Here is a 22,647-nt window from a genome sequence, read left to right as displayed (position 1 = left end):
GTCCAGGACGCCTGGATCGCGCAGGGCTGGGAGGCCGGTCCGCTGGGCTACCCGACCACGGACCTGGTCTGCGGCCTGGCCGGTGGCGGCTGCCGGCAGTCCTTCGCCGGGGGAGCCGTCTACACCTCGACCAGCGGCACCTGGGTGGTCCGCGGGGCCGTCCTCGCGGCGTGGGCCGCGACGGAGGCGGAGGGCGGGCCGCTGGGCTACCCGACCACCGGGCTCATCTGCGGGATGTCCAGCGGTGGGTGCGGTCAGGTGTTCCAGGGCGGCCGGATCTACAGCACGGCCACGACGGGCGCGCACGCGGTGTCGGGGCCCATCCAGCAGGCCTGGATCGCCCAGGGCTGGGAGGCCGGGAGCCTCGGGTACCCGACGGGTGACGCTCGGCCGGTCCAGGACGGCACCGCCCAGGACTTCCAGGGCGGCACGCTGACCTGGAACACGACGACCGGTTCGGTCTCCAGGTCCTGACGTCGCGCCGGGGGTGGGACCTGCGCCCACCCCCGGGCGGGTGTCAGCCCTCGGTGCCGGCGATGGTGCAGAGGACGGCGCCGCTGGTCACGGTGGCGCCGACCTCGGCCGAGAGGCCGGACACCGTGCCCGCCTTGTGCGCCACGATCGGCTGCTCCATCTTCATCGCCTCGAGCACCACGACCAGGTCACCGGCCGCCACGGTGGCGCCGTCCTCGACGGCCACCTTGACGATCGTGCCCTGCATCGGCGAGGTGAGGCTGTCACCGGACGCGGCACCGCCACCGGACCCGCCGCCGCGCTTGCGCGGCTTGGCCTTGGCGCCGGCCGGCGCACCGCCCCCGGCGGCCAGGCCGGCGGGCAGCGAGACCTCCAACCGGCGTCCGCCGACCTCGACGACGACGGTCTGCCGCTCCTCGGGCTCGTCGGTCTCCGCGGCGGCTCCGTGCGGCTGGACCTGGTTGTCCCACTCGGTCTCGATCCACCGGGTGTGCACGGTGAACGGCTCGGAGGTGAAGGCCTCGTCGCGGACCACGGCCCGGTGGAACGGGATCACCGTGGGCATGCCCTCGACGGTCAGCTCGTCCAGCGCACGGGCGGCCCGCTGCAGCGCCTCGGCGCGGGTGGCGCCGGTGACGATCAGCTTGGCCAGCATCGAGTCGAACGCCCCGGCGACCTCGCCACCGGCGACCACGCCGGAGTCCCAGCGCACGCCGGGGCCCTGCGGCACCGACAGCGCCGTCACCGGGCCGGGGGCGGGCATGAAGTTGCGGCCGGCGTCCTCGGCGTTGATCCGGAACTCGATGGAGTGCCCGCGCGGGGCCGGGTCCTCGGTGATCTCCAGCGGCAGGCCGTCGGCGATCCGGAACTGCTGGCGCACGAGGTCGATGCCGCTGGTCTCCTCGCTGACCGGGTGCTCGACCTGCAGGCGGGTGTTGACCTCGAGGAAGGAGATGTCGCCGTCGACGCCGACGAGGTACTCGACGGTGCCGGCGCCCACGTAGTCAGCGCCGCGCACGATGTCCTTGGCGCTGGTGTGGATGCGCTCGCGCTGCTCGTCGGTCAGGAACGGCGCGGGCGCCTCCTCGACCAGCTTCTGGTTGCGCCGCTGCAGCGAGCAGTCGCGGGTGCCGACGACGACCACGTTGCCGTGGGTGTCGGCGAGCACCTGGGCCTCGACGTGCCGGGGCTTGTCCAGGAACTTCTCGACGAAGCACTCGCCGCGGCCGAAGGCGGAGACCGCCTCGCGGACGGCGGAGTCGAACAGCTCGGGGATCTCCTCCATGGTGCGGGCGACCTTGAGGCCACGGCCACCGCCGCCGAAGGCGGCCTTGATCGCCACCGGCAGGCCGTGCTCCTCGGCGAAGGCGACGACCTCGTCGCCGCCGTTGACCGGGTCGGTGGTGCCGGGGACCAGCGGGGCGCCGACCTTCGTGGCGATGTGCCGGGCCTGCACCTTGTCGCCCAGCGCGATGATCGCCGCGGGGGAGGGGCCGATCCAGGTCAGCCCGGCGTCGATCACCGCTTGGGCGAAGTCGGCGTTCTCGGAGAGGAAGCCGTAGCCGGGGTGCACGGCGTCGGCGCCGGACTCCTTCGCGACCTCGATGATCTTCTCGATCACCAGGTAGGACTCGCCGGGGGTGTTCCCGCCCAGGGCGAAGGCCTCGTCGGCGACCCGCACGTGCAGGGCGTCGCGGTCGGGCTCGGCGTAGACCGCGACGCTGGTCAGCCCGGCGTCCCTGCAGGCCCGGGCGACCCGGACGGCGATCTCACCACGGTTGGCGATCAGGACCTTCTGCACAGCGCACAGCCTCCTCGATGTGGACGTTGCGGACTCCGGCCAGCAGGCTCAGCGGTCCCAGAACTCGGTGATGGTCAGCCCCAGGCGGCCCAGCTGGACCCGCAGGAGCGGCAACGACAGCCCGATGACGCCCGTGGGGTCGCCCTCGACCCGGCGGACGAACGCCGCGCCGAGGCCGTCGAGCGTGAACGCCCCGGCCACCTGGAGCGGCTCACCGGACCCGACGTAGGCGTCGATCTCGGCGTCGGTGGGGCTGGCGAAGTGGATGGTCGTCGACGAGACGGCGACGTCGCGACGTGCGACCGCACCGCCCTGGACGTCGAACAGCGCCTGCCCGGTGTGCAGCACCCCGCTGCGGCCGGCCATGCGGCGCCACCGCTGCCGGGCGTCGTCGGCGTCGGCCGGCTTGCCCAGCGGCTGGCCGCGGAACTCCAGCACCGAGTCGGCGCCGATGACCAGCGCGTCGGTCTCCTGCCGGGCGACGGCCTGCGCCTTGGCGGTGGCGAGGAGCGCGACGAGCTCACCGACCCGCGGTGAGCGGGTCGCGGTCTCGTCCACCCCGCTGACGACGACCTCCGGGGTGAGCCCGGCCTGGCGCAGCAGCTGCAGCCGAGCCGGGGACGCCGACGCCAGCACCAGCCGGCGGGTCACGCGAACCGCCCCGACGCGTGCCAGCCACCCGGGCCGTGGTGCAGCGGCCGGCGGACGGCGTCGGTCCGCGAGGCCCAGCCGCCGAGCGGGGTGGGCCGGGTCCGCTCGCGCCGCTGGGAGAGCGCGGCGACGACCGCGGTCAGCGCGGCGAGCTCCTCGGCGGAGGGCTCGCCGCGGACCACGCGCAGCAACGGGCGCACGACGTCGTCGCTCACAGCGGGATGTTGCCGTGCTTCTTGGCGGGCAGGGTCTGCCGCTTGTTGGCCAGCACCCGGAGGGCCTTGGTGACCTGCACCCGGGTGTGCGAGGGGAGGATCACCGCGTCCACGTAGCCGCGGTCGGCGGCGATGTACGGGTTGGCCAGGGTGTCCTCGTACTCGGCGATCAGCTCGGCCCGGCGCTCGTCCGGGTTGTCGGCGGCCGCGAGCTCGCGGCGGTAGAGGATCCCGACGGCGCCCTGCGCCCCGACGACGGCGATCTGGGCGGTCGGCCAGGCCAGGTTGACGTCGGCGCCCAGGTGCTTGGACCCCATGACGTCGTAGGCCCCGCCGTACGCCTTGCGGGTGATCACGGTGACCAGCGGGACGGTGGCCTCGGCGTAGGCGTAGATCAGCTTGGCGCCGCGCCGGATGATGCCGTCCCACTCCTGCGAGGTGCCGGGCAGGAAGCCGGGGACGTCGACGAAGGTGAGCACGGGGATGTTGAAGGCGTCGCAGGTGCGCACGAAGCGGGCCGCCTTCTCGCTGGCGTCGATGTCCAGCGTGCCGGCGAACTGGGTGGGCTGGTTGGCGACCACGCCGACCGGCCGGCCCTCGACCCGGCCGAAGCCGGTGAGGATGTTGGGTGCGAAGAGCTCCTGCACCTCGAGGAACTCGCCGTCGTCGAGCACGTGCTCGAGGACGGTGTGCATGTCGTAGGGGCTGTTTGCGGAGTCGGGGATGAACGTGTCGAGCTCGCGGTCCTCGTCGGTCACGCCGTCGACCGACGTGTCGACCGCCGCGACGTCGAGGGCGGGGAGCGGGTCGAGGTTGTTGGCCGGGAGGTAGGACAGCAGCGCCTTGACGTAGTCGATGGCGTCCTCCTCGTCCGAGCCGAGGTAGTGCGCGACGCCGGACTTCGTGTTGTGCGTGCGTGCGCCGCCGAGCTCCTCGAGGGTGACGTCCTCGCCGGTGACGGTCTTCACGACGTCGGGGCCGGTGATGAACATCTGGCTGGTCTGGTCGACCATCACCACGAAGTCGGTCAGCGCGGGGGAGTAGACGTGGCCGCCGGCGTTCGCACCCATGATCAGCGAGATCTGCGGGATGACCCCGGACGCGTGCACGTTGCGGCGGAAGATCTCGCCGTACAGGCCGAGGGAGACCACGCCCTCCTGGATGCGGGCACCGCCGCCCTCGTTGATGCCGACCACCGGGCAGCCGTTGGTGATGGCGAAGTCGAGGACCTTGACGATCTTCTCGCCGTAGACCTCGCCGAGGCTGCCGCCGAAGCTGGTCACGTCCTGGCTGAAGACGGCGACCGGGCGGCCGTCGACGGTGCCGTACCCGGTGACGACGCCGTCGCCGAAGGGCCGCTTCTTGTCCAGCCCGAAGTTGGTCGACCGGTGCCGGGCGAACTCGTCGAACTCGGTGAACGAGCCCTCGTCGAGCAGGAACTCGACCCGCTCGCGCGCGGTCATCTTGCCGGCGGCGTGCTGCTTCTCCACGGCCTTCTCGGAGCCCGCGTGCAGCGCCTCCTCCTGCCGTCGGGCGAAGTCGGCGAGCTTGCCCGCGGTCGTGTGGACGTCGACGTCGTCGGGGACGTTCTCGCCGGCGTCCTGCAGTTCAGCCGCGCTCACTCGGGACCTCCCAGGCCATCAGCCTTGCTCGGGGGCACCCGCTCCGCTGCGGGGACCGCCTGCACCGGCCGTAGCGTAGGGGACATGGGTGACAGCGGCTCGGCGCGCTACCGGGACCTCGACCGCCCCGGCCTGGATGCCGTGTCGCTGGTCACAGCCCTGCAGCGCGGTGACGGCCTGTGGCGGTCGGTCGAGGTCGTCGACGAGATCGGCTCCACGAACGCCGCGCTCGCCGCCCGTGCGGCCGACGGCGAGGCCGAGGGGTTGGTCCTGGTCGCCGAGCACCAGGTCTCCGGCCGCGGGCGCCTCGACCGCACCTGGACCTCCCCGCCGCGCGCCGGGGTGACGGTCTCCGTGCTGCTGCGCCCCGACGTCCCCGTGGCCCGCCGCGGCTGGCTGTCGATGCTCACCGGCGTCGCCCTGGCGGAGTCCCTGGCCGACACGACCCGCTCGTCGTTGAAGTGGCCGAACGACCTGCTCGCGCCCGACGGGCGGAAGCTGGCCGGCATCCTCGCCGAGGTCGCCGACGGCGCGGTCGTGGTGGGTGTCGGGCTCAACGTCTCGACCCGGGCCGACGAGCTGCCCGACACCGGGACGTCGCTGGCCCTCGCCGTGGGCGGGCCCGTCGACCGGGGGCCGGTCCTGCTCGGCTACCTGCGCGCGCTGGAGGCCCGCTACCGGCGCTGGGTCGAGCACGCCGGTGACCCGGTCTCGTCGGGGTTGGCGACCGACTACCTCGCGTGGTGCTCCACGGTCGGGGCCGACGTCACGGTGACGTTGCCCGACGGCTCGCTGCTGGACGGCGTGGCCGAGGCGGTCGACTGGGACGGTCGGCTCGTGGTCCGGACGCCCGAGGGTCGGTACGAGCTGGCCGCCGGCGACGTGCGACACGTGCGGAGGCGCACCCCGCCTTCGTGACGGCGGCGGCGCGGTCGGTCATCCTGTCGCCGTGGCGTACCCCGCAAAGCTGCTGGCCGACGACGAAGAGGTCGTCCGGCACCTGCACCCGCACTGGCTGACCGTCTTCTGGCCGATCGTGGCGTTCCTGGTCCTCGTCGGCCTGGGCTCTTTCGGTGCGGCGCTGATCCCCGAGGGGTCGAACCAGGGCGTCTACCGCCTGGTGGTCGTCGTCCTGGCGGTGCTGCTGGCGGTCGCGTTCGTCGTCGTCCCGCTGCTGAAGTGGCGGACGACGCACTACGTGATCACGACGCACCGGATCCTGTACCGGGTCGGCATCCTGTCCCGCACCGGTCGGGACATCGGGCTCTCCCGCATCACCGACGTGTCCTACACCCAGACGCTGTGGGACCGGATCATCAACTCGGGGAAGATCACCATCGAGACCGCCGGTGAGGGCGGCTCGACGATCTGGTCGGCCATCCCCGACTCCGACGGCGTGCAGCAGCTGCTCAACCACATGGTCGAGGAGGACGCCGACCGGCGGGCGCAGGAGAGCGCCGGCTACATCGGCCAGTACTACCGCGGCGAGACCGGGCCGGTCCCGCCCCAGCGCTGACCTGGGGTTCCTCCCCGGATCCCGTTTCTGTCGGAGGGACCGCCTAGCGTCCTCGGCATGCGGTTGCTGCACACCTCCGACTGGCACGTGGGTCGGTCCCTGCACGGGACCGACCTGCTCGCCGAGCAGGAGGCCGTGCTGTCCGGGTTGGCCCGGGTCGTGCGCGCCGAGCGGGTCGACGTCGTGGTGGTCGCCGGAGACGTCTACGACCGCGCGGTGCCCTCCGCCGACGCCACCGGCGTCCTCGACCGGGTGCTGTCCCGGCTGCGTGCCGCGGGTGCCACCGTCGTGCTGACCCCCGGCAACCACGACTCGGCCCGTCGGCTGGGGTTCGCCGCCGGGCTGCTGGCCGTCTCGGGGGTGCACGTCCGGGCGACCACCGCCTCGCTGGACGAACCGGTGCTGCTGCCCGACGAGCACGGCGAGGTCGCGGTCTACGGGTTGCCGTTCCTCGAGCCCGAGGTGGCCCGGCACGAGCTGGGCGCCGACCTCGCCCGGTCCCACCAGGCGGTGCTCGCCGCGGCGATGGACAAGGTGCGGGCCGACCTGTACTTCCGGCCCGGTGCCCGGTCGGTGGTGCTGGCGCACGCCTTCGTCGGGGGTGGCCTGCCCAGCGAGAGCGAGCGCGACATCGCCGTCGGCGGCGTCGACCTGGTCAGCCCGTCGGTGTTCGACGGCGTCGACTACGTCGCCCTGGGGCACCTGCACCGCCCGCAGACGCTGAGCCCGCGGCTGCGGTACAGCGGCTCACCGCTGCCCTACTCCTTCGGCGAAGCCGGCCAGACCAAGCAGGTCTGGCTGGTCGACCTCGACGCCGGTGGCCTCGCCGAGGTGCGCGCGGTGCCGCTCCCGCTGCCCCGACGGCTGAGCGTCCTCACCGGTGAGCTCGCGCAGTTGCTGGCCGACCCCGCCCACGAGGCGGTGCTGGAGCACTTCGTGTCGGCCCGGCTCACCGACCCCGTCCGACCGACCGATGCCATGCGCCGCCTGCAGGCCCGCTTCCCGCACTGCGTCCACCTCGAGTGGTCCGGGGTGCCGTCGGGGGCCGACGAGCGCAGCTACACCGAACGGCTGCGGGGTCGCGACGCGCTGTCGATCGCCGGGGAGTTCGTCGGCCACGTCCGGGGTGGGGTCGGGGTGTCCGCCGCGGAGCGTGAGCTGCTGGGGCGCGCCCTGGCGGTCGCCGACCGCGAGGAGACGGCCCGATGAGGGTCCACGCGCTCACGCTCAGCGCGTTCGGGCCCTTCGCCGGGCGGGTGTCGGTCGACCTCGACGACGTCGCCCGCGACGGGCTGTTCCTGCTGTGGGGTCCCACCGGCGCCGGCAAGACCACCCTGCTGGACGCCGTGGTGTTCGCCCTCTACGGCTCGGTCCCCGGCCCGCGTGGCCAGGAGAAGCGGTTGCGCAGCGACCACGCCGGCGCCGACGTGCGCACCGAGGTCGGGTGCGAGGTCACGATCGGCGGCGAGCGGTTGCGGATCACGCGACGCCCCGAGCAGGCTCGGCCGAAGAAGCGCGGTGCCGGCTGGACGACCGAGCAGGCCACGCTGCTGGTGCAGCGGCTCACCGACGGCGGGTGGGAGCCGGTCAGCACCCGGATCGACGAGGGCTCCGAGCACCTGCGCACCAAGCTGGGTCTGTCGGCCGAGCAGTTCTGCCAGGTGGTGCTCCTCCCGCAGGGGGACTTCGCCCGGTTCCTGCGGGCCGAGCCCGACGACCGCAGCCGGCTGCTGCGCACCCTCTTCGACGTCGGGCGGTTCGCCCGTGCCGAGGAGTGGTTGGCCGAGGAGCGCCGCGGCGCCGCCCAGCGCCTCGACCTCGCCCGCACCGCCCTCGGCACCCTGCTGGCGCGGATCGCCCAGGTCGCCGGCACCGCCGTCCCCGAGGACCTCGCGCACGACCCGGCGCGCGGGGTCGTCGACCGCTGGGTGCGGGGCGCCGTCGCCGGGGCCCGCGAGCGTGACGACCGGGCGCGGGCAGCGGTGCGCAGCACGGGGGAGGAGCTGACCGCGGCGTCGGCGCTGCTGGCCGCCGCACGCACGTCGGCCGAGCGGCACACCCGCCGTGACCGGGCCGCCGCCGACCTGGAGAGGTTGCTCGCCCAGGAGTCGCAGCTCGGGCCGGTGCGGGCACGGGCGGACGCCGGTCGTCGGTCGGAGGGCGTCCGCGATCTCCTGGAGACGGTCCGGCGGTGCGCCGCCGTGGCCGAGGCGGCCGCCGACCGGCTGGGTGCGGCCGATGCGGCCTGGGGCGCGGTGGCCGCTGGTCGGACCGCCGACCTCGCCACGGCGCGGTCCCTGCGGGACGAGGCCGCGGTGGTGCGGGGCCTGGAGGCCGACACGGTGCGGGCCGCTGAGCTGCGGGGCAGGGTGGCCGACCTCGACCGGCAGGTCGTGGAGCTCCGGGGGCGCGTGGCGGCCGTGCAGGAGTCGGTGGCCCGCCGCCCGCAACGGCGGGCCCAGCTCGAGGACCACGTGGTCCGGTGCGCCGACGCGGCAGCCCGGCTGCCCGGGCTGCTGGTCGACCAGGAGCGCTGGGTGGAGCGGACCCGGGCCGCGGTGGCCGCCACGGGGCTGGCCGAGCGGCTCCGCACCGCCGACGACCACGTGCTGCAGCTCCGCGAGGTGCTCGTGTCCGTGCGCGAGCACGCAGCCGACCTGCGGTCGGCCCGCCTCGACGGGATGGCGGCCGAGCTGGCCGCCGGCCTCCTCCCCGGGGCGGGGTGCCCCGTCTGCGGGTCCGCGGAGCACCCCGCCCCCGCCGAGGCGACCGGCCCGACGGTGACCGCCGATCGCGAGGACGCTGCGCGGGCCCGGGTCGAGCAGGCCGACGCCGAGCTGGGGGCCGCGCAGGCCGCGCGGGCCGACCTCGCCGGCGAGCTGGCCGCACTGCGCGCCGTCGCCGGTGACGAGACCGTCGCGGAGCTCCGCGACGGGGCCGACCGTGCCCGGTCCGCGGTGTCCGCCGCCTCCGCGCTCGCCACCGGTGGCGCGGCGGCCGAAGCCGCGCTGGAGGTCTTCCTGGCCGACGTCGTCCAGGAGGACGAGCTGCTGGGGGCCACGCGCACCGAGCTCTCCGCCCGGCAGGCGGAGCGGGCCTCCGTCGAGGCATCCCGCAGCGAGCTCGGTGCACGCCTGGCCGCCGCCGTCGGCGAGGACACCGACCTGGCGGCGCGCGGCGCCCGGCTGGTGGCCGAGGCGCAGCGGTGCGAGGCCGCCCTGGAGGCCCGGACCGCCGACCAGCGCGCCCGGGACGACTGGGCGGTCGCCACCGAACGTGCGCTGGGCAGGGTCACCGGCGCCGGGTTCCCCGACGTCGCCGCGGCGGCATCGGCCTTGCTCGCCCCGGGCGAGGCCGGCCGGTTGGTCGACCGCATCGCCGAGCACGACCGGGCGGTGTCGGTGGCCCGCGCCGTGCTGGGCGAGCCGGAGCTGGTCGACCTGGGTGAGCGGCCCGACCTGCCGGTGGTCGAGGAGCAGCACCGAGGGGCGTCCGGACGACGGGAGACCGCCGTGGCCGAGGCCGTCGCGGCGGCCCGGTGCCTGGTCGAGCTCGACCGGTTGGCCGGGGAGGTGACCGCCGCCCAGGTCGAGCTGGACGAGCGCCGGTCGGTCGTGGACCACGTCGGGTCGATGGCCGACCTGGTGAACGGCCGTGGCGCCAACACCCTGAAGATGCGCCTGCAGTCCTTCGTGCTGGCCGCCCGCCTCGAGCAGGTCGCCGAGGTGGCCAGCATCCGGCTGCAGGACATGTCCGGCGGCCGGTACACCTTCCGGCACAGCGACGCGGTCGGCCGCAACGGCGCCCGCGGTGGGCTCGGCCTGGACGTGCTCGACGAGTACACCGGTCAGCAACGGCCGACCAAGACCCTCTCCGGCGGCGAGAGCTTCATGGCGTCCCTGGCCCTGGCCCTGGGCCTGGCCGACGTGGTGACCGCCGAGTCCGGCGGCGTCCAGCTCGACACGTTGTTCGTCGACGAGGGGTTCGGTTCGCTGGACCCGCTGGCCCTGGACGCCGTCATGGGCGTGCTCGACGAGCTCCGCCGCGGGGGTCGCACGGTGGGCGTCGTCAGCCACGTCGAGGAGCTGCGCACCCGCATCCCCAGCCGCATCGAGATCACCAGCGGGAGGAACGGCTCCCGCCTGGCGTCCTGAGCGGGGGCCTCAGGCGGTGGGGGGTGCGGGGAACACCCAGCGGCGGTAGGACAGGTACCTGATGACCGTGCCCACGGCGATGGACGCGACGTTGGCGACCTGGAGCACCAGGGCCCCCTCCTGCGCCAACGGGTAGCGGACCAGCGCCACGACCGCGAGCCCGAGCAGCAGCGTCGCACCGTTGATCGCGGCGAAGAGCAGGTACTCCCGTCGGACTCCGGTGCGCGCTCGGTGGCTGAAGGACCAGTACCTGTGCGCGACGTAGGCAACCGTCATCGAGACCAGCGTCGAGACCAGCTTGGCCGTGACCGCGCCCACGCCGGCGTGGGCGTAGAGCAGCTGGAAGAGTCCGAGGTCGATGACGAAGCAGATCGCCCCGACGACGCCGAAGGCGCTGAGTTCCTTCACCAGCAGCTGCCAGCTCAAGCCGGTCCGCCGGAGCAACGAGTCGAGCACGGCCACGGGAGGGCACTGTACGGACGGCGGCTGTGCTCGGCCCGCACGACGGGCCCGATAGCCTGACCGCACCATGGTGGCCCACCTCGACGCACGGACCGGTACCCCTGTCGTCGCGATGGTCGGTGGTGGTCAGCTGTCGCGGATGACGCACCAGGCCGCCATCGCCCTGGGGCAGTCCCTGCGGGTCCTCGCGGCCGACCCGGCCGAGTCCGCCGCGCTCGTCGCGGGCGACGTCCGGATCGGCGAGCACACCAGCCTCGAGGACCTCGTCGCGTTGGCCGAGGGCGCCACCGTCGTCACCTTCGACCACGAGCACGTGCCCACCGACCACCTGCACGCGTTGGTGGCCGCCGGCCACCGGGTCGCGCCCGGGCCGGACGCGCTCGTGCACGCCCAGGACAAGCTGGTGCTCCGCCGGGCGCTGGCGGCGGCGGGGGAGCCGCAGCCGGCCTGGGCGCAGGTCGACACCGCCGCCGATGTCGCCGTGTTCGCCGCCGCCCACGGGTGGCCGGTGGTGCTCAAGACGCCGCGCGGCGGGTACGACGGCCGCGGTGTCTTCGTCGTCCCCGACGAGGCGGTCGCCGCCGAGCTCCTCGAGCAGCACGGCACGCTGCTCGCCGAGCAGCGCGTGGCCATGGTCCGGGAGCTGGCCGCCCAGGTCGCCCGCTCCCCGTTCGGCCAGGTGGCCGTCTACCCCGTGGTCGAGACCGTCCAGCGCGACGGGGTCTGCAACGAGGCCCTCGTGCCGGCGCCCGGGCTGTCCGACGAGCTGGCCACGACGGCGCAGGAGATGGCGGTGCGGATCGCCGACCGGCTGGGCGTGGTCGGCATGCTGGCCGTCGAGCTGTTCGAGACCGCGGACGGCGTCGTGGTCAACGAGCTGGCGATGCGCCCGCACAACTCCGGCCACTGGTCGATCGAGGGCGCGGTGACCAGCCAGTTCGAGCAGCACCTGCGTGCAGTCCTGGACTACCCGCTCGGCTCGACCGCGATGACCGCGCCGGTGGTCGTCATGGCCAACGTGCTCGGCGGCGACGCCGCCGACGCCGACTGGGCCGGTCCGGGGTTGGACGAGCGGATCCACCACTTCATGGCGCACTGGCCCGACGTCAAGCTGCACTGGTACGGCAAGGGGCAGCGCCGGGGCCGCAAGCTCGGGCACGTCACGGCGTTGGGCGACGACCTCGCCGAGGTGCGCGCCCGGGCCGTCGCGGCCGCCCGCTACCTGGCCGACGGCGTGGTCGACCCGGCCTTCGCGTTCGAGGAGGAGCACCACTGATGAGCGGTCCCGTCGTCGGCATCGTGATGGGCAGCGACTCCGACTGGCCGACGATGGAGCCCGCCGCCCGGGCGCTCGACGAGTTCGACGTCGGCTGGGAGGCGCACGTGCTCTCGGCGCACCGCACCCCGCGCCGGATGCTCGAGTGGGCCGAGGGCGCGGCCGGCCGCGGGCTGCGGGTGGTGGTCGCCGGTGCCGGGGGAGCGGCCCACCTGCCGGGGATGATCGCCGCGGCCACCCCGCTCCCGGTCATCGGCGTCCCCCGGGCGCTCGACCGGCTCGACGGCCTGGACAGCCTGCTGTCGATCGTGCAGATGCCGGCCGGGGTCCCCGTGGCCACGGTGTCGATCGGCGGGGGACGCAACGCGGGACTGCTCGCCGTCCGGATCCTGGCGGCGTCCGACGAGGCCCTCCGCGCCCGCGTCGAGGAGTTCCAGGCGGCCCTCGCCGACTCGGTGGTGGCCCGCGACGCGCAGCTGCAGGAGCGGCTCGCTACCGCTGGGGAGTGAACCCGGCATAACCTGTACCGGTGGGTAACAACGCCGGCGGGCTGTACGCGCTGACCGAGGAGCACGACGCGATCCGCGAGGCGGTCCGCGAGATCGCCGAGCGGGAGATCGCCCCCTGGGCGGCCGAGTGCGACGCCGACTCCCGGTACCCGATCGAGGCGCAGAAGGCGCTGACGGCGGCGGGCTTCCACGCCACCCACATCGAGGAGCAGTACGGCGGCGAGGGCGCCGACGCGATCGCGACCTGCATCGTGATCGAGGAGGTCGCCCGGGTCGACGTCTCGGCGTCGCTTATCCCGGCGGTGAACAAGCTGGGGTCGGTGCCGATCATCCTGTCGGCCTCCGAGGAGCTCAAGCAGAAGGTGCTGCCGTCGATCGCGGCCGGCGACGCGATGATCAGCTACGGCCTCTCCGAGCGCGAGGCCGGTTCCGACGCCGCGGCCATGAAGACCCGCGCCCGCCTGGACGGCGACTCGTGGGTGCTCAACGGCACCAAGGCCTGGATCACGAACGCCGGCGTGAGCGAGTGGTACACGGTCATGGCCGTGACCGACCCCGAGAAGGGCGCCAACGGGATCTCCGCGTTCGTCGTGCACCGCGACGACCCGGGCTTCGAGGTCGGGGCCAAGGAACGCAAGATGGGCATCAAGGGCTCGCCGACCTGCGAGCTGCACTTCACCGACTGCACCATCCCGGCCGACCGGATCGTCGGCGCGCCCGGTACCGGGTTCAAGACGGCGCTGAAGACGCTGGACTTCACCCGGCCGACGATCGGTGCGCAGGCCGTGGGCGTGGCCCAGGGGGCGCTGGACGCCGCGATCGCGTACACCAAGGACCGTCGGCAGTTCCGCTCCGCGCTCTCGGACTTCCAGGGCGTGCAGTTCATGCTCGCCGACATGGCCATGAAGATCGAGGCAGCCCGGCACCTGGTCTACGTCGCCGCGGCACGCGGTGAGACCGGTGGCCCCGACCTCACCATGGTGTCGGCGTCGTCCAAGGCCTTCGCCTCCGACGTCGCCATGCAGGTGACCACCGACGCCGTCCAGCTGTTCGGCGGGGCCGGCTACACCCAGGACTTCCCGGTCGAGCGCATGATGCGCGACGCCAAGATCACCCAGATCTACGAGGGCACCAACCAGATCCAGCGGATGGTGATCGCACGGAACCTCCTGCGGTAGTCAGCGGTCCTACATTTTCCCAGGTCAGCACCACTGTAGGCGGCTCCGCAGACATCGGGCTCGGGTTTCCGCCTGGGCTCGTCGCCGGACCACCGTGGCACGCTGCGGAACCGGTCGGCAGGGCTTGTGTGACACGTACGTGACGCCCGAGCACCGGTGATCATGGTCGACGCGTCTTCCAGTTGCAGGCGCACACCGGTGCGGCTTTGCCGTCCGGCGCTGCACGCCTGGCCCCCGATCACGGCAGGCTGCGGATTCGGCGGCCACCGGCGGCTGCGGTCCGACTGTCAGGTCGTCGATGGGGCGGGGGAAGCCGGGCTGATCATCCGAACAGGGTGACGTCGGGACTGCCGCAGAGGTGGCCGACGCGCTCGGGGGGCTGGTGGCCGTGGCCGCCGCAGTCGGTTCGGCGGATGGTTGGCGTTGGCGTTGGCGTTGGCGTTGGCGTTGGCGTCGGCGTCGGCGTTGGCAGGCTGAGGGCGGTGGCGGCCACGGCGGTGACCAGGGCGCCGATGATCTGTCGACGACAGGGTGCGAGGGGACGGGCGACTCCAGGTTCGAACGTCTCGGGCCCGCCCGGAGCGCGCTGCGCGCACGCGGCAGGCATTGTGCGGTTGCCGCGGGGGCCCGCATCCGGGTCGTGAGGTGACTGCCCACCGCGGGGCTCCGGTGACGGTGACCGGACGTGACCGAGGACTGCGCCGCCCCCAGGTGGCGGTTGGCGCTGACGCGCGTGGTCACCGATGCCCCCACCGGCTGGGCGCTGGATGCCGGGAACCGGGCCGCCGGCCGGGCGGCAGTGGCCGAGCTGGTGGCCGCCGATGCCGCGTTCGCGGTGGTTCCGCGCCCGGACCTGCTGGTCCTCGACGTCGACCTGGCCGGGGTCAGCCCCACCGCCGCCGCGGCCCGCGGCCGGGCACTGGACGCCCTGCTGAGGGCCGCGGCCGGTGCCGGTGTGCCGCACGTCGTGGCCTCCTCGGGCCGGCCGGGGCACCGGCATGCCTTCTTCGTCATCAAGCCGGCCGGCGCCGACCGGACCGCACTGGAAGCGGCCTGTCGGGCGGCGGGGCTGGACGTGCGCGCGGCCGGGGTTCGCCCGCCGCTGGCGGCCCACCGGCTGGGCGGCCGCGGTCAGCTGCTGTTCCCACCGACCGCGGCCCGCCCGGTGCAGACGCTGCGCGCGGCACCGGTGACCGGCGGCGCGGCGGTGCTGGCTGCGGCGCTGGGTGGACGGCTGTCCCGCCGGGTGTCGGCGGCGCTGACCGGTGGCCACGCCGCCGGTGGGTACGCATCGGCGTCGGAGGCGCGCATGGCGGTCGCGGTGCAGTGCGCCGCCCGCGGCCTGGGGGCGGATGCCCTGGCCAGGCTGCTAGGCGACCCACGGTCTCCGCTGGGAGCGACGTTCCGGGCTCGGCCGGCGCGCTGGCGGGCCCAGGAGCTGGGCCGGCTGTGGACGAAGGCGCAGCGATGGGTACTCGCGCACCCGCAGACGCCAGTGGGGGACCGGTGGCCAGCGCAGCGGGTGGCCGCGGCAGCCAGGTCGTCGGCCTGGCCGGGGATGGCCGGAGCCTCGAACCTGGCTGTGCTCGAGGTGGTGCTGGACGTGGCGACCAGGTTGGGGCGTGATGTGGTGGCGGTTTCGCTGCCGGACCTGGCCGTGGAGGCCGGGGTGTCGACCGACACCGCCCGCGTGGCGGTGCGCCGGCTGGTCACGGCCGGCTGGCTGACGGTGGCAGCGGAGGCGACGGCGACGGCTGCGCGGGTGTACCGCGTCGGCATCCCGGCCGGGCACGAGCTTGAGCCCGAGGCTGAGCTGGAGTTGCCGCGCGGTGGTGCCGGGGGCCAGTGGGAGGACCTCGGCCTGGACGCCGGCAGGTGGGGCGCGCTGGGCAAGACGGCCGTGCGCGTGGCGCGGGAGCTGTCGACCGGCCCGCTGCCGGCGGTGCAGCTGGCTGCGGCGCTGCGGTGTTCGGTGAACTCGGTGCGCATCCAGCTGCGCAAGCTCGCCGCGGCCGGTGTGGCGTCCAACGCCGGGGCGCTGTGGCAGCTCACCGGCCTGGCGCCGGAGGTCGTCGCGCAGCGGCTGGGGGTCGCCGGCCGGCAGGCTGCTGCCCGGGCGGCGGTCGCTGCGGTCCGGGCTGCGCGGCGGGAGCTGCAGCATCGGTGGCGTCAGGCGGTGAGTGCCCTGGTGCGCGCGCACGCCGCCGGCGACCAGGTCGGCTGGGCGCGAGCAGCCGCTGGGCTGCCCGAGCGGGTCGTCGTCGCCCATCGTCGGAGGCTGGTCGCCGCTAGGACCAGGCGCGGGACAGGGGAGCCGGCTGCCGCCTGACGTCGCTGCCGCAGGCTGCGAGGCGGGGCGCATGGTGGCGCCGTTGTGTCGGTGCCCCTGGCTACGGTCGCGCCATCGCCGAGGTCGGGAGGCTCGATGGTGCGCCGAAGTCCCAGGACGCGGGAGCAGATGATGGCTGTGGTCGCCGCATGGGACCTCGAGCCCCTGGCTCCCTATCCCGGGCCGCACGCCCGGTGGCGCTGCCTGTGCAGACGCTGCGGGAACGTGGCGACCCCGACCTACGCGTCCATGATCACCCGGGGCAAGAAGAACGTCTGCCGGGAGTGCGACAGAGCCCACCGGCGGGCCACCTTCCTGGCCGACCACGACGAGATGGTCGAGGTCTTCCTGGCGCACGGGTTCGAGCCCATCGGCCCCTACCCCGGGAACGACGCGCCCTGGCCGTCGGTGCACCTGGCCTGCGGACGGCCGTGCGCGCCCTACCCCTCCAACGTGAAGTCCCGCGGCGGTGGATGTGAGTCCTGCGCCCGTGAGACCCGCGGCCGCAACCGCCAGGTCGACCCGAAGGTCGCGGCCGCGATCATGCGCGCGGGCAACCTCGAGCCACTGGTGCCCTACCCGACGTCGGGGAAGCCGTGGCTGTGCCACTGCCTGGTGTGCGGGGCGCACGTCCGCCCGACCTACGACAACATCAAAGCCGGGGTCGGTGGGTGCCGCCCGTGCGGCCGCTACGGCCTGGACTGGGACGGGCCCGCGATGGTGTACGTCCTGGTGCACCCCACCCACTGGCCCTGAAGGTCGGGGTGGCGAAGGCCCGCCCGTCGCCAGGGACCGCGTCGCGCGTGGACCTGCTGTGCAAGCGGTTCGGGTGGGTCCCCTACGCCCGGGTGCTCGTCCCCACCGGGCGGCTGGCCTACCGAATCGAACGGGCTGTGCTGCGTGGGTGGCGCCAGGAGCTGCACTTGCCCCCGTACCTGCGCCGGGAGGAGACCGAGGGGCACACCGAGACCGTCAGCCTGGATGCGGTGTCCGAGGAGCGCGCTCTGCGTCAGGTGCTCGCCGCCCGGGAGAGGCTGAGCGCACAGGCTGCACCGGTCTGACCCCGAATCGGCGTCTGGTTCCCACCCCTCCATCACGCCCCCAGGTGACAGGTAGGAGGGGTGGTAACCGGACACCCCTCCTGACTGGGGTTCTTCTGGCGGGCCGGTGGCACGGTTGTGCCGTTACGCGCCAGCGGCGACGGGACCCGTCGAGCGGGGCGACTGGACCGCCGCCCCGGACCTCCCGCGAACGGAACTGCGTCGGCGATCGCACCTTACAGATGATCTTGTCTGAGTTTCGGTGCATGGTGATCATGTGACCAACAGCAGCGCAGGTTCAGAGGAAGCACATGTCCGGACAATCTCATTCGGTGAGTGGCAGTTGATGTCGGGCATGTTGGAGGGTCTGGCCGCAGCGCGGGAGGTGCTTCGGGCGAAGTACGACATCGCACCGGTCGACCTGGAGAACCCGGTGCGGCGAGGCACGCTGTACGAGGCCATCCTGGAGCTCGATGGGATGCTCGAGGAGGGCGCCGACGAGCTCGACGGACGCGTACTGGAGCACCCGGACCTGCACGACCCGTTCCCCGTCTGTCGCCCGATGGAGCCCGACCTCTGATCGGGGTCACCTGCTTCCGGTCAGGACGTCGGCCCCGTAGCTCCAGCGGTCCCGTCCGGCCTGGCTTCCGCCCCCGACCGGGCCGGGACGGTCGAGGCCTGCACGGGTCGGCGTCGGCGGCTATGCGGTGGCGAACCGGCGCCGCAGTTCCGACCGCACAGTTCTCGTCGCGGTACGGGCCCCATCCGGCTACGACGGCGCGCGACGAGAACCCGTAAGCGCCAGGTGCATCCACCCGCCGTCCAACGAGGCCACTGTCGCCCACGACCAGGCGATTCGGGTGCCGACCAGGATGACCGCACCGGGCTGTGGCACCCCCTCGAGAGGCGCCTGGGCCAGCACGAGGTCGGCATCGTCGACGAAGTTGAGGTCGGCAGCGAACAAGCGGCCCAGAACCTCAACATGAACAACCTGGTCGTCCCCGACGACGTCGATGACTCGGCCGAGTACCGGCTCGTCCTCGTCCCCGGCCACGATCACAGCGCCGGGCACGATCAGCGATGGGTCGCGCGCTTCGTCGAGGAAGTTCCACGGCTGCCCGGTCTCATCCATGCTCTGGACGTCGAGAGGCAGATCGACCACCACCGGCCACCGGTGGGCGGACCCCACGGTGTCGCCGCCATCGACCACGGTCGCGTACTCGGTCCCATCCGAGGAAGCTGGCGTGCCCGGACAGCGAACCGTTGGTCCCGAAACGGGCTGACCGTGAGTACTGCGCGCGTCGGCGAGGACAGGGGGCGGGTCGGTGAACCGCAGGCGGAAGTGCCGCCCGTAGCGGCCAGGCGTGATGTCCTCGACTACGGCGCGGTGGGCGACGCCGCCCTCGTCGATGACCTCGAGCTGCTGGCCCACCGTCGGGGCCGCGTCGTCGAAGTCGACGTCACCGAGTTCCAGGACGCCCAGTTGACGCTCCAGCGGGCCCAACTCGGCGTGCACACTCACCACGGCGGCCCCCATGTGGGCCCGAGGGTCAGGCTGCGGTCGTCCGTCACACTGCCGACGGTAGGGCTCTCGGCCGCCAGCGGGCCAGCTCGCCGGCACAGGCGCAACGACGAGACCCCGGGCCGGCCGAAGCCGAACCCGGGGTCCCGGTGCACCCGGGGGTGCGACGCCCGAAGGCGCGGCGGCCGGCCCGAGGGCCCGCCGCGGTCCGTAGCCCGGCGCGGCGCCGGGCAGGCAGAACGGTAGCCCGACCGAACCGCCCTCGACCCCGACTGTGGGCGGTAGGTGACCTCTCGGAGTGAGCGGCATTCGCCGGTGAGCGCCCGCTGCACGAACGACCCAGTCCACCCAGACGTCCGCCGGCGACGTCGTCGACAGGCCGAGCACTTGGTCGCTTGCCGCCAGAGGGCTGCCCCTGCAAGATCGCCGTAAGACCACATCGAACATGCGTTCGCGTGAGGGGCTGGATGTGCGGAGCGACAAGCAGGCAGCCGGTGGCCCGGACGAGGACGACAGCGGGGGAGTGGTGCGCGTTGTCCAGCGCGTCGCGGTCCGCCGCTCAGCACCGCCAGGCGCCCGCCGGGTGCGGGTGTACACGCTCAGCGGCACCGTCTACGACCTGGACCCGGCCACGATGACCGCCACCCGCCACCGCCGCGGGGACGGGGTCACGCTCCGGCGCGACAGCGAACGGCTGGACCTGTGGACGTGGCCCACGATGACCGTCGGCCGGCCCCTGCAGCTGCTGTTGTCGGTCCGGGAGGACACCGGGGACCCCACCATCCGGCTCAGCACCCCGGTCACCGTCATCGAGGACCGATGACCGCACCCCACGACACACCCCACGGCGCACCGCTCGACGCGCCTGATGCGCCGTCGGAGGGCGCATCGGCCGGCACAGAGGAGTTCGTCGACGTCGTCACCGCGACCCCACTGGATGGCTACCGGGTGCGCCTGGGCTGGGCCGATGGGCTGGTCAGCACCGTGGACTGCGAGCCGTTCCTGCTCGGGGAAGTCGGTGAACCGGTGCGCGACCCGGCAGTGTTCGCCGCCGTGCAGGTCGACCCCGATGCCGGCACGCTGGTGTGGACCGCGACCGGCCTGGACATCTCCCCGGTCGCCCTGCGCCGGGCCGGCCACCTGCAGCCCGCTGGTCAGGACCCCACTGACCCCGACCCGCTGGCGGGGTCGGCCGGTTGACCGTGGCGCATCCGTACCGCCGTCGGTACGGATGCGACAGCGCGCTCGCGGCCCGCCGCGGCCCGTCGCGGGCTCGGGAGGTCGGGACGCTGACACCCCCGGCCTACATACTCTTATGGTGCTGGACTGGGCAGAGCTGGATCCCGCCAAGCTCGAGCGGGTCGTGAAGATGCTGGTCCGCGCCGCATGCGGGGCCACCGGCATCGACGGCTCGGGCGGGGACGGGTCCCAGGACCTGCGCCATGACGGCCCCGACGGGCTGACCATCTACGAGGTCAAGTCCTTCACCCGGCGCCTGACCACCAGTCAGCGGCGCCAAGTCGCCCGATCGCTGACCGGCGCCGTGGGCAAGCACGCACCGGCCCGCTGGGTGCTGGTCATCCCGCTGGACCCCACACCCGCCGAGCTCACCTGGTTCGACAAGCTGCGCGTCCAGCACCCACAGGTCGTCTTGGAGTGGTTCGGCCGGGACTGGCTGGACGGGCAGATCGCCGGCCGGGAGGACCTGATCAGCTACGTGGAGGGCGCGCAGTACAAGGTGCTGCGCCGCGCCGCCCAGCACGCCCAGGAACGCGCCGCGCTGGCCACCGGCGAGGACTACCTGCAGCGGGTCCAGGAGCTGCACGCCCTGGGCGGCACCATCAGCCCGTTCTGGCGCTGGGACGTCCAGGACAGCCCGATCGGCCCGGCCAATGTGCTCACCGCCCAGACTCCCGACGCGGCCACCGCCGACCCGGTGTCGATCAACACCCAGTTCACCTTCCCGGCCGGGGACCCCGACGCCGACGCGGCCCGCGCCGTGCTGCAGCGGTGGCTGCGCTCCGGCGGGGACGTGGAGATCGACGGCCGGTTCATCGACGACGTGCAGGTGCTCGCCTCCTCCGAGGCCACCCAGCGCCTCATCGGGGACCCCTCCCGGCCGGTCAGCTCGGTGCGGCTGATCACCGTCCCGGACACCACCGACTTGCCGCTGCACTGCACCCTGGCCCTGGAGGATGCGGCCCCACCGTCAGCGGGGGAGGGGGTGGTCGTCCTCGCGGCCGACGGCCTGGATGAGCCCGAGCGCGGGCTGCCGTCGGTGCCCTTCGCCTTCACCAAGCGCATCGTCGCCCCGCACGGTGTTGCGATGACCGGCGCGGACCCCAGCGGCCTGCTGCTGGGCCGGGTGCAGGCCGGCGCGGATGAGTCCGAGGGCACCGAGCTCAACCTGAGCCTGGCCCCGCTGGCCGGGCGGTACCCGCACGACGCGCTGCCGGCCATCGCGTTCCTCGCGGCCTGCCGGCCCGGGACCCGGCTGGTGTTCAAGCAGGGCCCGGTGGTCCTGACGTCCTACGACGCCGGCGGCGAGGCCTCGGCCAACGTGGACTACCTGCACAACCTCATCGCCGCCCTGGAGCTGCTGCAGAACCACCTCGGCCAGCTGGTGCCCATCCCCACCGACCCACCGGCCGGCCGGGAGGCCGGCGAGCTGATGGCCGTGGCCTCGGCGCTGACCGGCACCCCGGGCCTGCTGCCCTACGACGGGCTGAGCGCCCCCATCGTCGCTGGCCAGATCGGGCAGCTGTTGGACTCGGTGCCGACCGCGCCCGGCGCGCTGTACGGCGCCCCCGACGCCTTCCCCCTCACCCTGGACGGCACCACGTACAAGGTGCCCGGGTTGGCGATGTGGTCGCCCGGGATGCAGCTGACCAACCGCGAGCAGCTGCATGCCCTCGCCGCCGACGAGCGGGCAGGTCGCCCGGTCGCACCGGCGGCCGCCCAGTTCACCTGCGTCGGCGAGCACAAGGCCTACCTGATCCGCGCAGTCGATGACCTGGGCGAGCCCTACCTACCGGTCCCCGGCCTGCCCGGCCGCCGCTGAGGCCCAGCTCCGTCGGAGCGATGAACGACCGCCGGGCGCGAGGTTGCGCAACAGGCTGTGGCGCAGTTCCCCCACAGCCTGTGGGGGGGGTGTCGGGCTCGACGCCTCGAGCCGGTTACCCCGCCGATCGGGCCCATGCCTGAGCCTGCCCGGACCTGCAGCGCCGGGTGCAGCAGTACCGAGCTCGACTGAGGCCGGAGAGGTGACAGCGCAACCGGTGCGGCCATCAACGACGAGACCCCGGGTTGGCGTGAGCCGACCCGGGGTCCCGGTGCACCCGGAGGTGCGACGCCCGAAGGCGCGGCGGCCGACCCGAAGGCCCGCCGCAGTCTGGCGGTCAGACGCGCTGGCGTCCGACATGGCAACCGTAGCGTCACGATTTCAGCCTGGTCCACAGGCTCCGCCCACGCTCACCCTGGCGGGTGAGGCGCCCACCCGCCCACCCTGCACGGGCCGGCCGCAGTTGACCTCCAGGCATGTTGAGCAGTAGCGGTCCGCTCGATGCGATCACCGACAAGCGCGGCTCGCTGCACCACCTCGAACCGCGCCGCCGCTGACCAGAACTTCCCCACAGGCTGCGGGGAAATCGGGTGATAACCCGTTGCGCGAATGGCGCGTCGACGTGCTCGCGGAGCACGGGGCAAGGGCCATCGCCTCCACGATGCTCGCGTGCCAGCTGCACCGCCGGGGCGTGCAGGCCGCCAGCCTCGGCAGGGGGTGCCCCTGGTCGCCTTCCCGACGCCTGCACAGAGCACACCGGGAGGCGTCGACGCTCCCGCGCCACAGGAGGAACTGCCACGCGGACCCCACGCGTTTCGAACACGTGTGCGAACGTGA

Annotated in this window: 21 protein-coding genes; 15 read left to right on the top strand and 6 right to left on the bottom strand. The window is 73.7% G+C overall.

Annotation, left to right across the window (positions count from 1 at the left end):
* A partial coding sequence (locus BLS67_RS23735; RefSeq protein ID WP_423221500.1) for an LGFP repeat-containing protein occupies positions 1–474 on the top strand: 474 nt, incomplete at its 5' end.
* A gap of 43 nt (positions 475–517) precedes the next feature.
* On the opposite strand, the gene BLS67_RS08925 is transcribed toward BLS67_RS23735, so the two are convergent.
* From BLS67_RS08925 to BLS67_RS08910, 4 genes are read right to left on the bottom strand one after another with little or no spacing between them, the layout of a single operon-like run.
* Complete coding sequence (locus tag BLS67_RS08925) at positions 518–2,275, bottom strand: acetyl/propionyl/methylcrotonyl-CoA carboxylase subunit alpha (protein ID WP_091243431.1); 1,758 nt, start codon at positions 2,273–2,275, stop codon at positions 518–520.
* A 48-nt stretch (positions 2,276–2,323) separates the two neighbouring features.
* Positions 2,324–2,926 carry a Maf family protein gene (locus BLS67_RS08920; protein ID WP_207500432.1) on the bottom strand — a complete coding sequence of 201 codons (603 nt, stop codon included), beginning with the start codon at positions 2,924–2,926 and terminating at the stop codon, positions 2,324–2,326.
* Positions 2,923–3,141, bottom strand: coding sequence for an acyl-CoA carboxylase subunit epsilon (locus BLS67_RS08915; RefSeq protein ID WP_091243428.1), 219 nt, complete (start codon positions 3,139–3,141; stop codon positions 2,923–2,925). Before BLS67_RS08915 ends, BLS67_RS08920 begins: the two co-directional genes overlap by 4 nt.
* Complete coding sequence (locus tag BLS67_RS08910) at positions 3,138–4,763, bottom strand: acyl-CoA carboxylase subunit beta (RefSeq protein WP_091243425.1); 1,626 nt, start codon at positions 4,761–4,763, stop codon at positions 3,138–3,140. The genes BLS67_RS08915 and BLS67_RS08910 overlap by 4 nt, the downstream gene beginning before the upstream one ends.
* Positions 4,764–4,847: 84 nt before the next feature.
* Between BLS67_RS08910 and BLS67_RS08905 the strand changes: the two genes are divergently transcribed.
* The 4 genes from BLS67_RS08905 to BLS67_RS08890 are packed head-to-tail and all read left to right on the top strand — an operon-like array spanning position 4,848 to position 10,433.
* The gene (locus BLS67_RS08905) at positions 4,848–5,681 is read left to right on the top strand and encodes a biotin--[acetyl-CoA-carboxylase] ligase (protein WP_091243422.1); all 834 of its coding nucleotides are present in this window, start codon (positions 4,848–4,850) and stop codon (positions 5,679–5,681) included.
* Between the two features lie 31 nt (positions 5,682–5,712).
* The gene (locus tag BLS67_RS08900; protein ID WP_091243419.1) at positions 5,713–6,279 is read left to right on the top strand and encodes a PH domain-containing protein; all 567 of its coding nucleotides are present in this window, start codon (positions 5,713–5,715) and stop codon (positions 6,277–6,279) included.
* 57 nt (positions 6,280–6,336) lie between these two features.
* A complete protein-coding gene (locus tag BLS67_RS08895; protein WP_091243416.1) occupies positions 6,337–7,488 on the top strand; it encodes an exonuclease SbcCD subunit D in 1,152 nt (383 codons plus the stop codon).
* Positions 7,485–10,433 (top strand): AAA family ATPase, encoded by a 2,949-nt coding sequence (locus tag BLS67_RS08890; RefSeq protein WP_091243413.1) that lies wholly within the window; start codon positions 7,485–7,487, stop codon positions 10,431–10,433. The genes BLS67_RS08895 and BLS67_RS08890 overlap by 4 nt, the downstream gene beginning before the upstream one ends.
* Before the next feature lie 9 nt (positions 10,434–10,442).
* Here BLS67_RS08890 and BLS67_RS08885 read toward each other — a convergent pair whose 3' ends face one another.
* Complete coding sequence (locus BLS67_RS08885; protein ID WP_242653937.1) at positions 10,443–10,895, bottom strand: GtrA family protein; 453 nt, start codon at positions 10,893–10,895, stop codon at positions 10,443–10,445.
* A gap of 67 nt (positions 10,896–10,962) precedes the next feature.
* On the opposite strand from BLS67_RS08885, the gene BLS67_RS08880 reads away from it, so the two are divergent.
* The 7 genes from BLS67_RS08880 to BLS67_RS08850 all read left to right on the top strand — a co-directional run bounded on the left by BLS67_RS08880 (position 10,963) and on the right by BLS67_RS08850 (position 17,807).
* Positions 10,963–12,171, top strand: coding sequence for a 5-(carboxyamino)imidazole ribonucleotide synthase (locus BLS67_RS08880; RefSeq protein ID WP_091243407.1), 1,209 nt, complete (start codon positions 10,963–10,965; stop codon positions 12,169–12,171).
* A complete protein-coding gene (purE, locus tag BLS67_RS08875) occupies positions 12,171–12,680 on the top strand; it encodes a 5-(carboxyamino)imidazole ribonucleotide mutase (protein ID WP_091243404.1) in 510 nt (169 codons plus the stop codon). The genes BLS67_RS08880 and purE overlap by 1 nt, the downstream gene beginning before the upstream one ends.
* Before the next feature lie 20 nt (positions 12,681–12,700).
* A complete protein-coding gene (locus BLS67_RS08870) occupies positions 12,701–13,858 on the top strand; it encodes an acyl-CoA dehydrogenase family protein (protein ID WP_091243401.1) in 1,158 nt (385 codons plus the stop codon).
* A 685-nt stretch (positions 13,859–14,543) separates the two neighbouring features.
* A complete protein-coding gene (locus BLS67_RS08865) occupies positions 14,544–16,187 on the top strand; it encodes a hypothetical protein (RefSeq protein WP_091243398.1) in 1,644 nt (547 codons plus the stop codon).
* A 225-nt stretch (positions 16,188–16,412) separates the two neighbouring features.
* Entirely contained in the window at positions 16,413–16,943 is a 531-nt protein-coding gene (locus BLS67_RS08860) for a hypothetical protein (RefSeq protein WP_091243394.1), read from the top strand.
* Between the two features lie 8 nt (positions 16,944–16,951).
* Complete coding sequence (locus BLS67_RS08855; RefSeq protein ID WP_091243391.1) at positions 16,952–17,248, top strand: hypothetical protein; 297 nt, start codon at positions 16,952–16,954, stop codon at positions 17,246–17,248.
* 256 nt (positions 17,249–17,504) lie between these two features.
* A complete protein-coding gene (locus BLS67_RS08850) occupies positions 17,505–17,807 on the top strand; it encodes a hypothetical protein (protein ID WP_131801707.1) in 303 nt (100 codons plus the stop codon).
* A 189-nt stretch (positions 17,808–17,996) separates the two neighbouring features.
* Here BLS67_RS08850 and BLS67_RS08845 read toward each other — a convergent pair whose 3' ends face one another.
* Positions 17,997–18,764 (bottom strand): hypothetical protein, encoded by a 768-nt coding sequence (locus BLS67_RS08845; protein ID WP_091243385.1) that lies wholly within the window; start codon positions 18,762–18,764, stop codon positions 17,997–17,999.
* Positions 18,765–19,338: 574 nt separating this feature from the next.
* Between BLS67_RS08845 and BLS67_RS08840 the strand changes: the two genes are divergently transcribed.
* The 3 genes from BLS67_RS08840 (at position 19,339) to BLS67_RS08830 (ending at position 21,810) form a co-directional block, all read left to right on the top strand.
* Entirely contained in the window at positions 19,339–19,572 is a 234-nt protein-coding gene (locus BLS67_RS08840) for a hypothetical protein (RefSeq protein ID WP_131801706.1), read from the top strand.
* Complete coding sequence (locus tag BLS67_RS08835; RefSeq protein WP_091243379.1) at positions 19,569–19,949, top strand: DUF2442 domain-containing protein; 381 nt, start codon at positions 19,569–19,571, stop codon at positions 19,947–19,949. Before BLS67_RS08840 ends, BLS67_RS08835 begins: the two co-directional genes overlap by 4 nt.
* 118 nt (positions 19,950–20,067) lie before the next feature.
* A complete protein-coding gene (locus BLS67_RS08830) occupies positions 20,068–21,810 on the top strand; it encodes a hypothetical protein (RefSeq protein ID WP_131801705.1) in 1,743 nt (580 codons plus the stop codon).
* The last annotated feature ends 837 nt before the right edge of the window (positions 21,811–22,647 follow it).

It is taken from the genome of Klenkia soli (assembly GCF_900103975.1).
GTDB lineage: Bacteria > Actinomycetota > Actinomycetes > Mycobacteriales > Geodermatophilaceae > Klenkia > Klenkia soli.
The sequence above is the reverse complement of the archived record's forward strand: the minus strand, read 5'-3'. Positions and strand labels throughout refer to the sequence as shown.

Excerpts from the sequence above, each read along its gene's own strand:
- BLS67_RS08905 (WP_091243422.1), top strand. The coding sequence starts at position 4,848 with ATGGGTGACAGCGGCTCGGCGCGCTACCGGGACCTCGACCGCCCCGGC.
- BLS67_RS08895 (WP_091243416.1), top strand. The coding sequence starts at position 6,337 with ATGCGGTTGCTGCACACCTCCGACTGGCACGTGGGTCGGTCCCTGCAC.
- BLS67_RS08890 (WP_091243413.1), top strand. The coding sequence starts at position 7,485 with ATGAGGGTCCACGCGCTCACGCTCAGCGCGTTCGGGCCCTTCGCCGGG.
- BLS67_RS08880 (WP_091243407.1), top strand. The coding sequence starts at position 10,963 with ATGGTGGCCCACCTCGACGCACGGACCGGTACCCCTGTCGTCGCGATG.
- purE (WP_091243404.1), top strand. The coding sequence starts at position 12,171 with ATGAGCGGTCCCGTCGTCGGCATCGTGATGGGCAGCGACTCCGACTGG.
- BLS67_RS08845 (WP_091243385.1), bottom strand. The coding sequence starts at position 18,764 with ATGGGGGCCGCCGTGGTGAGTGTGCACGCCGAGTTGGGCCCGCTGGAG.
- BLS67_RS08835 (WP_091243379.1), top strand. The coding sequence starts at position 19,569 with ATGACCGCACCCCACGACACACCCCACGGCGCACCGCTCGACGCGCCT.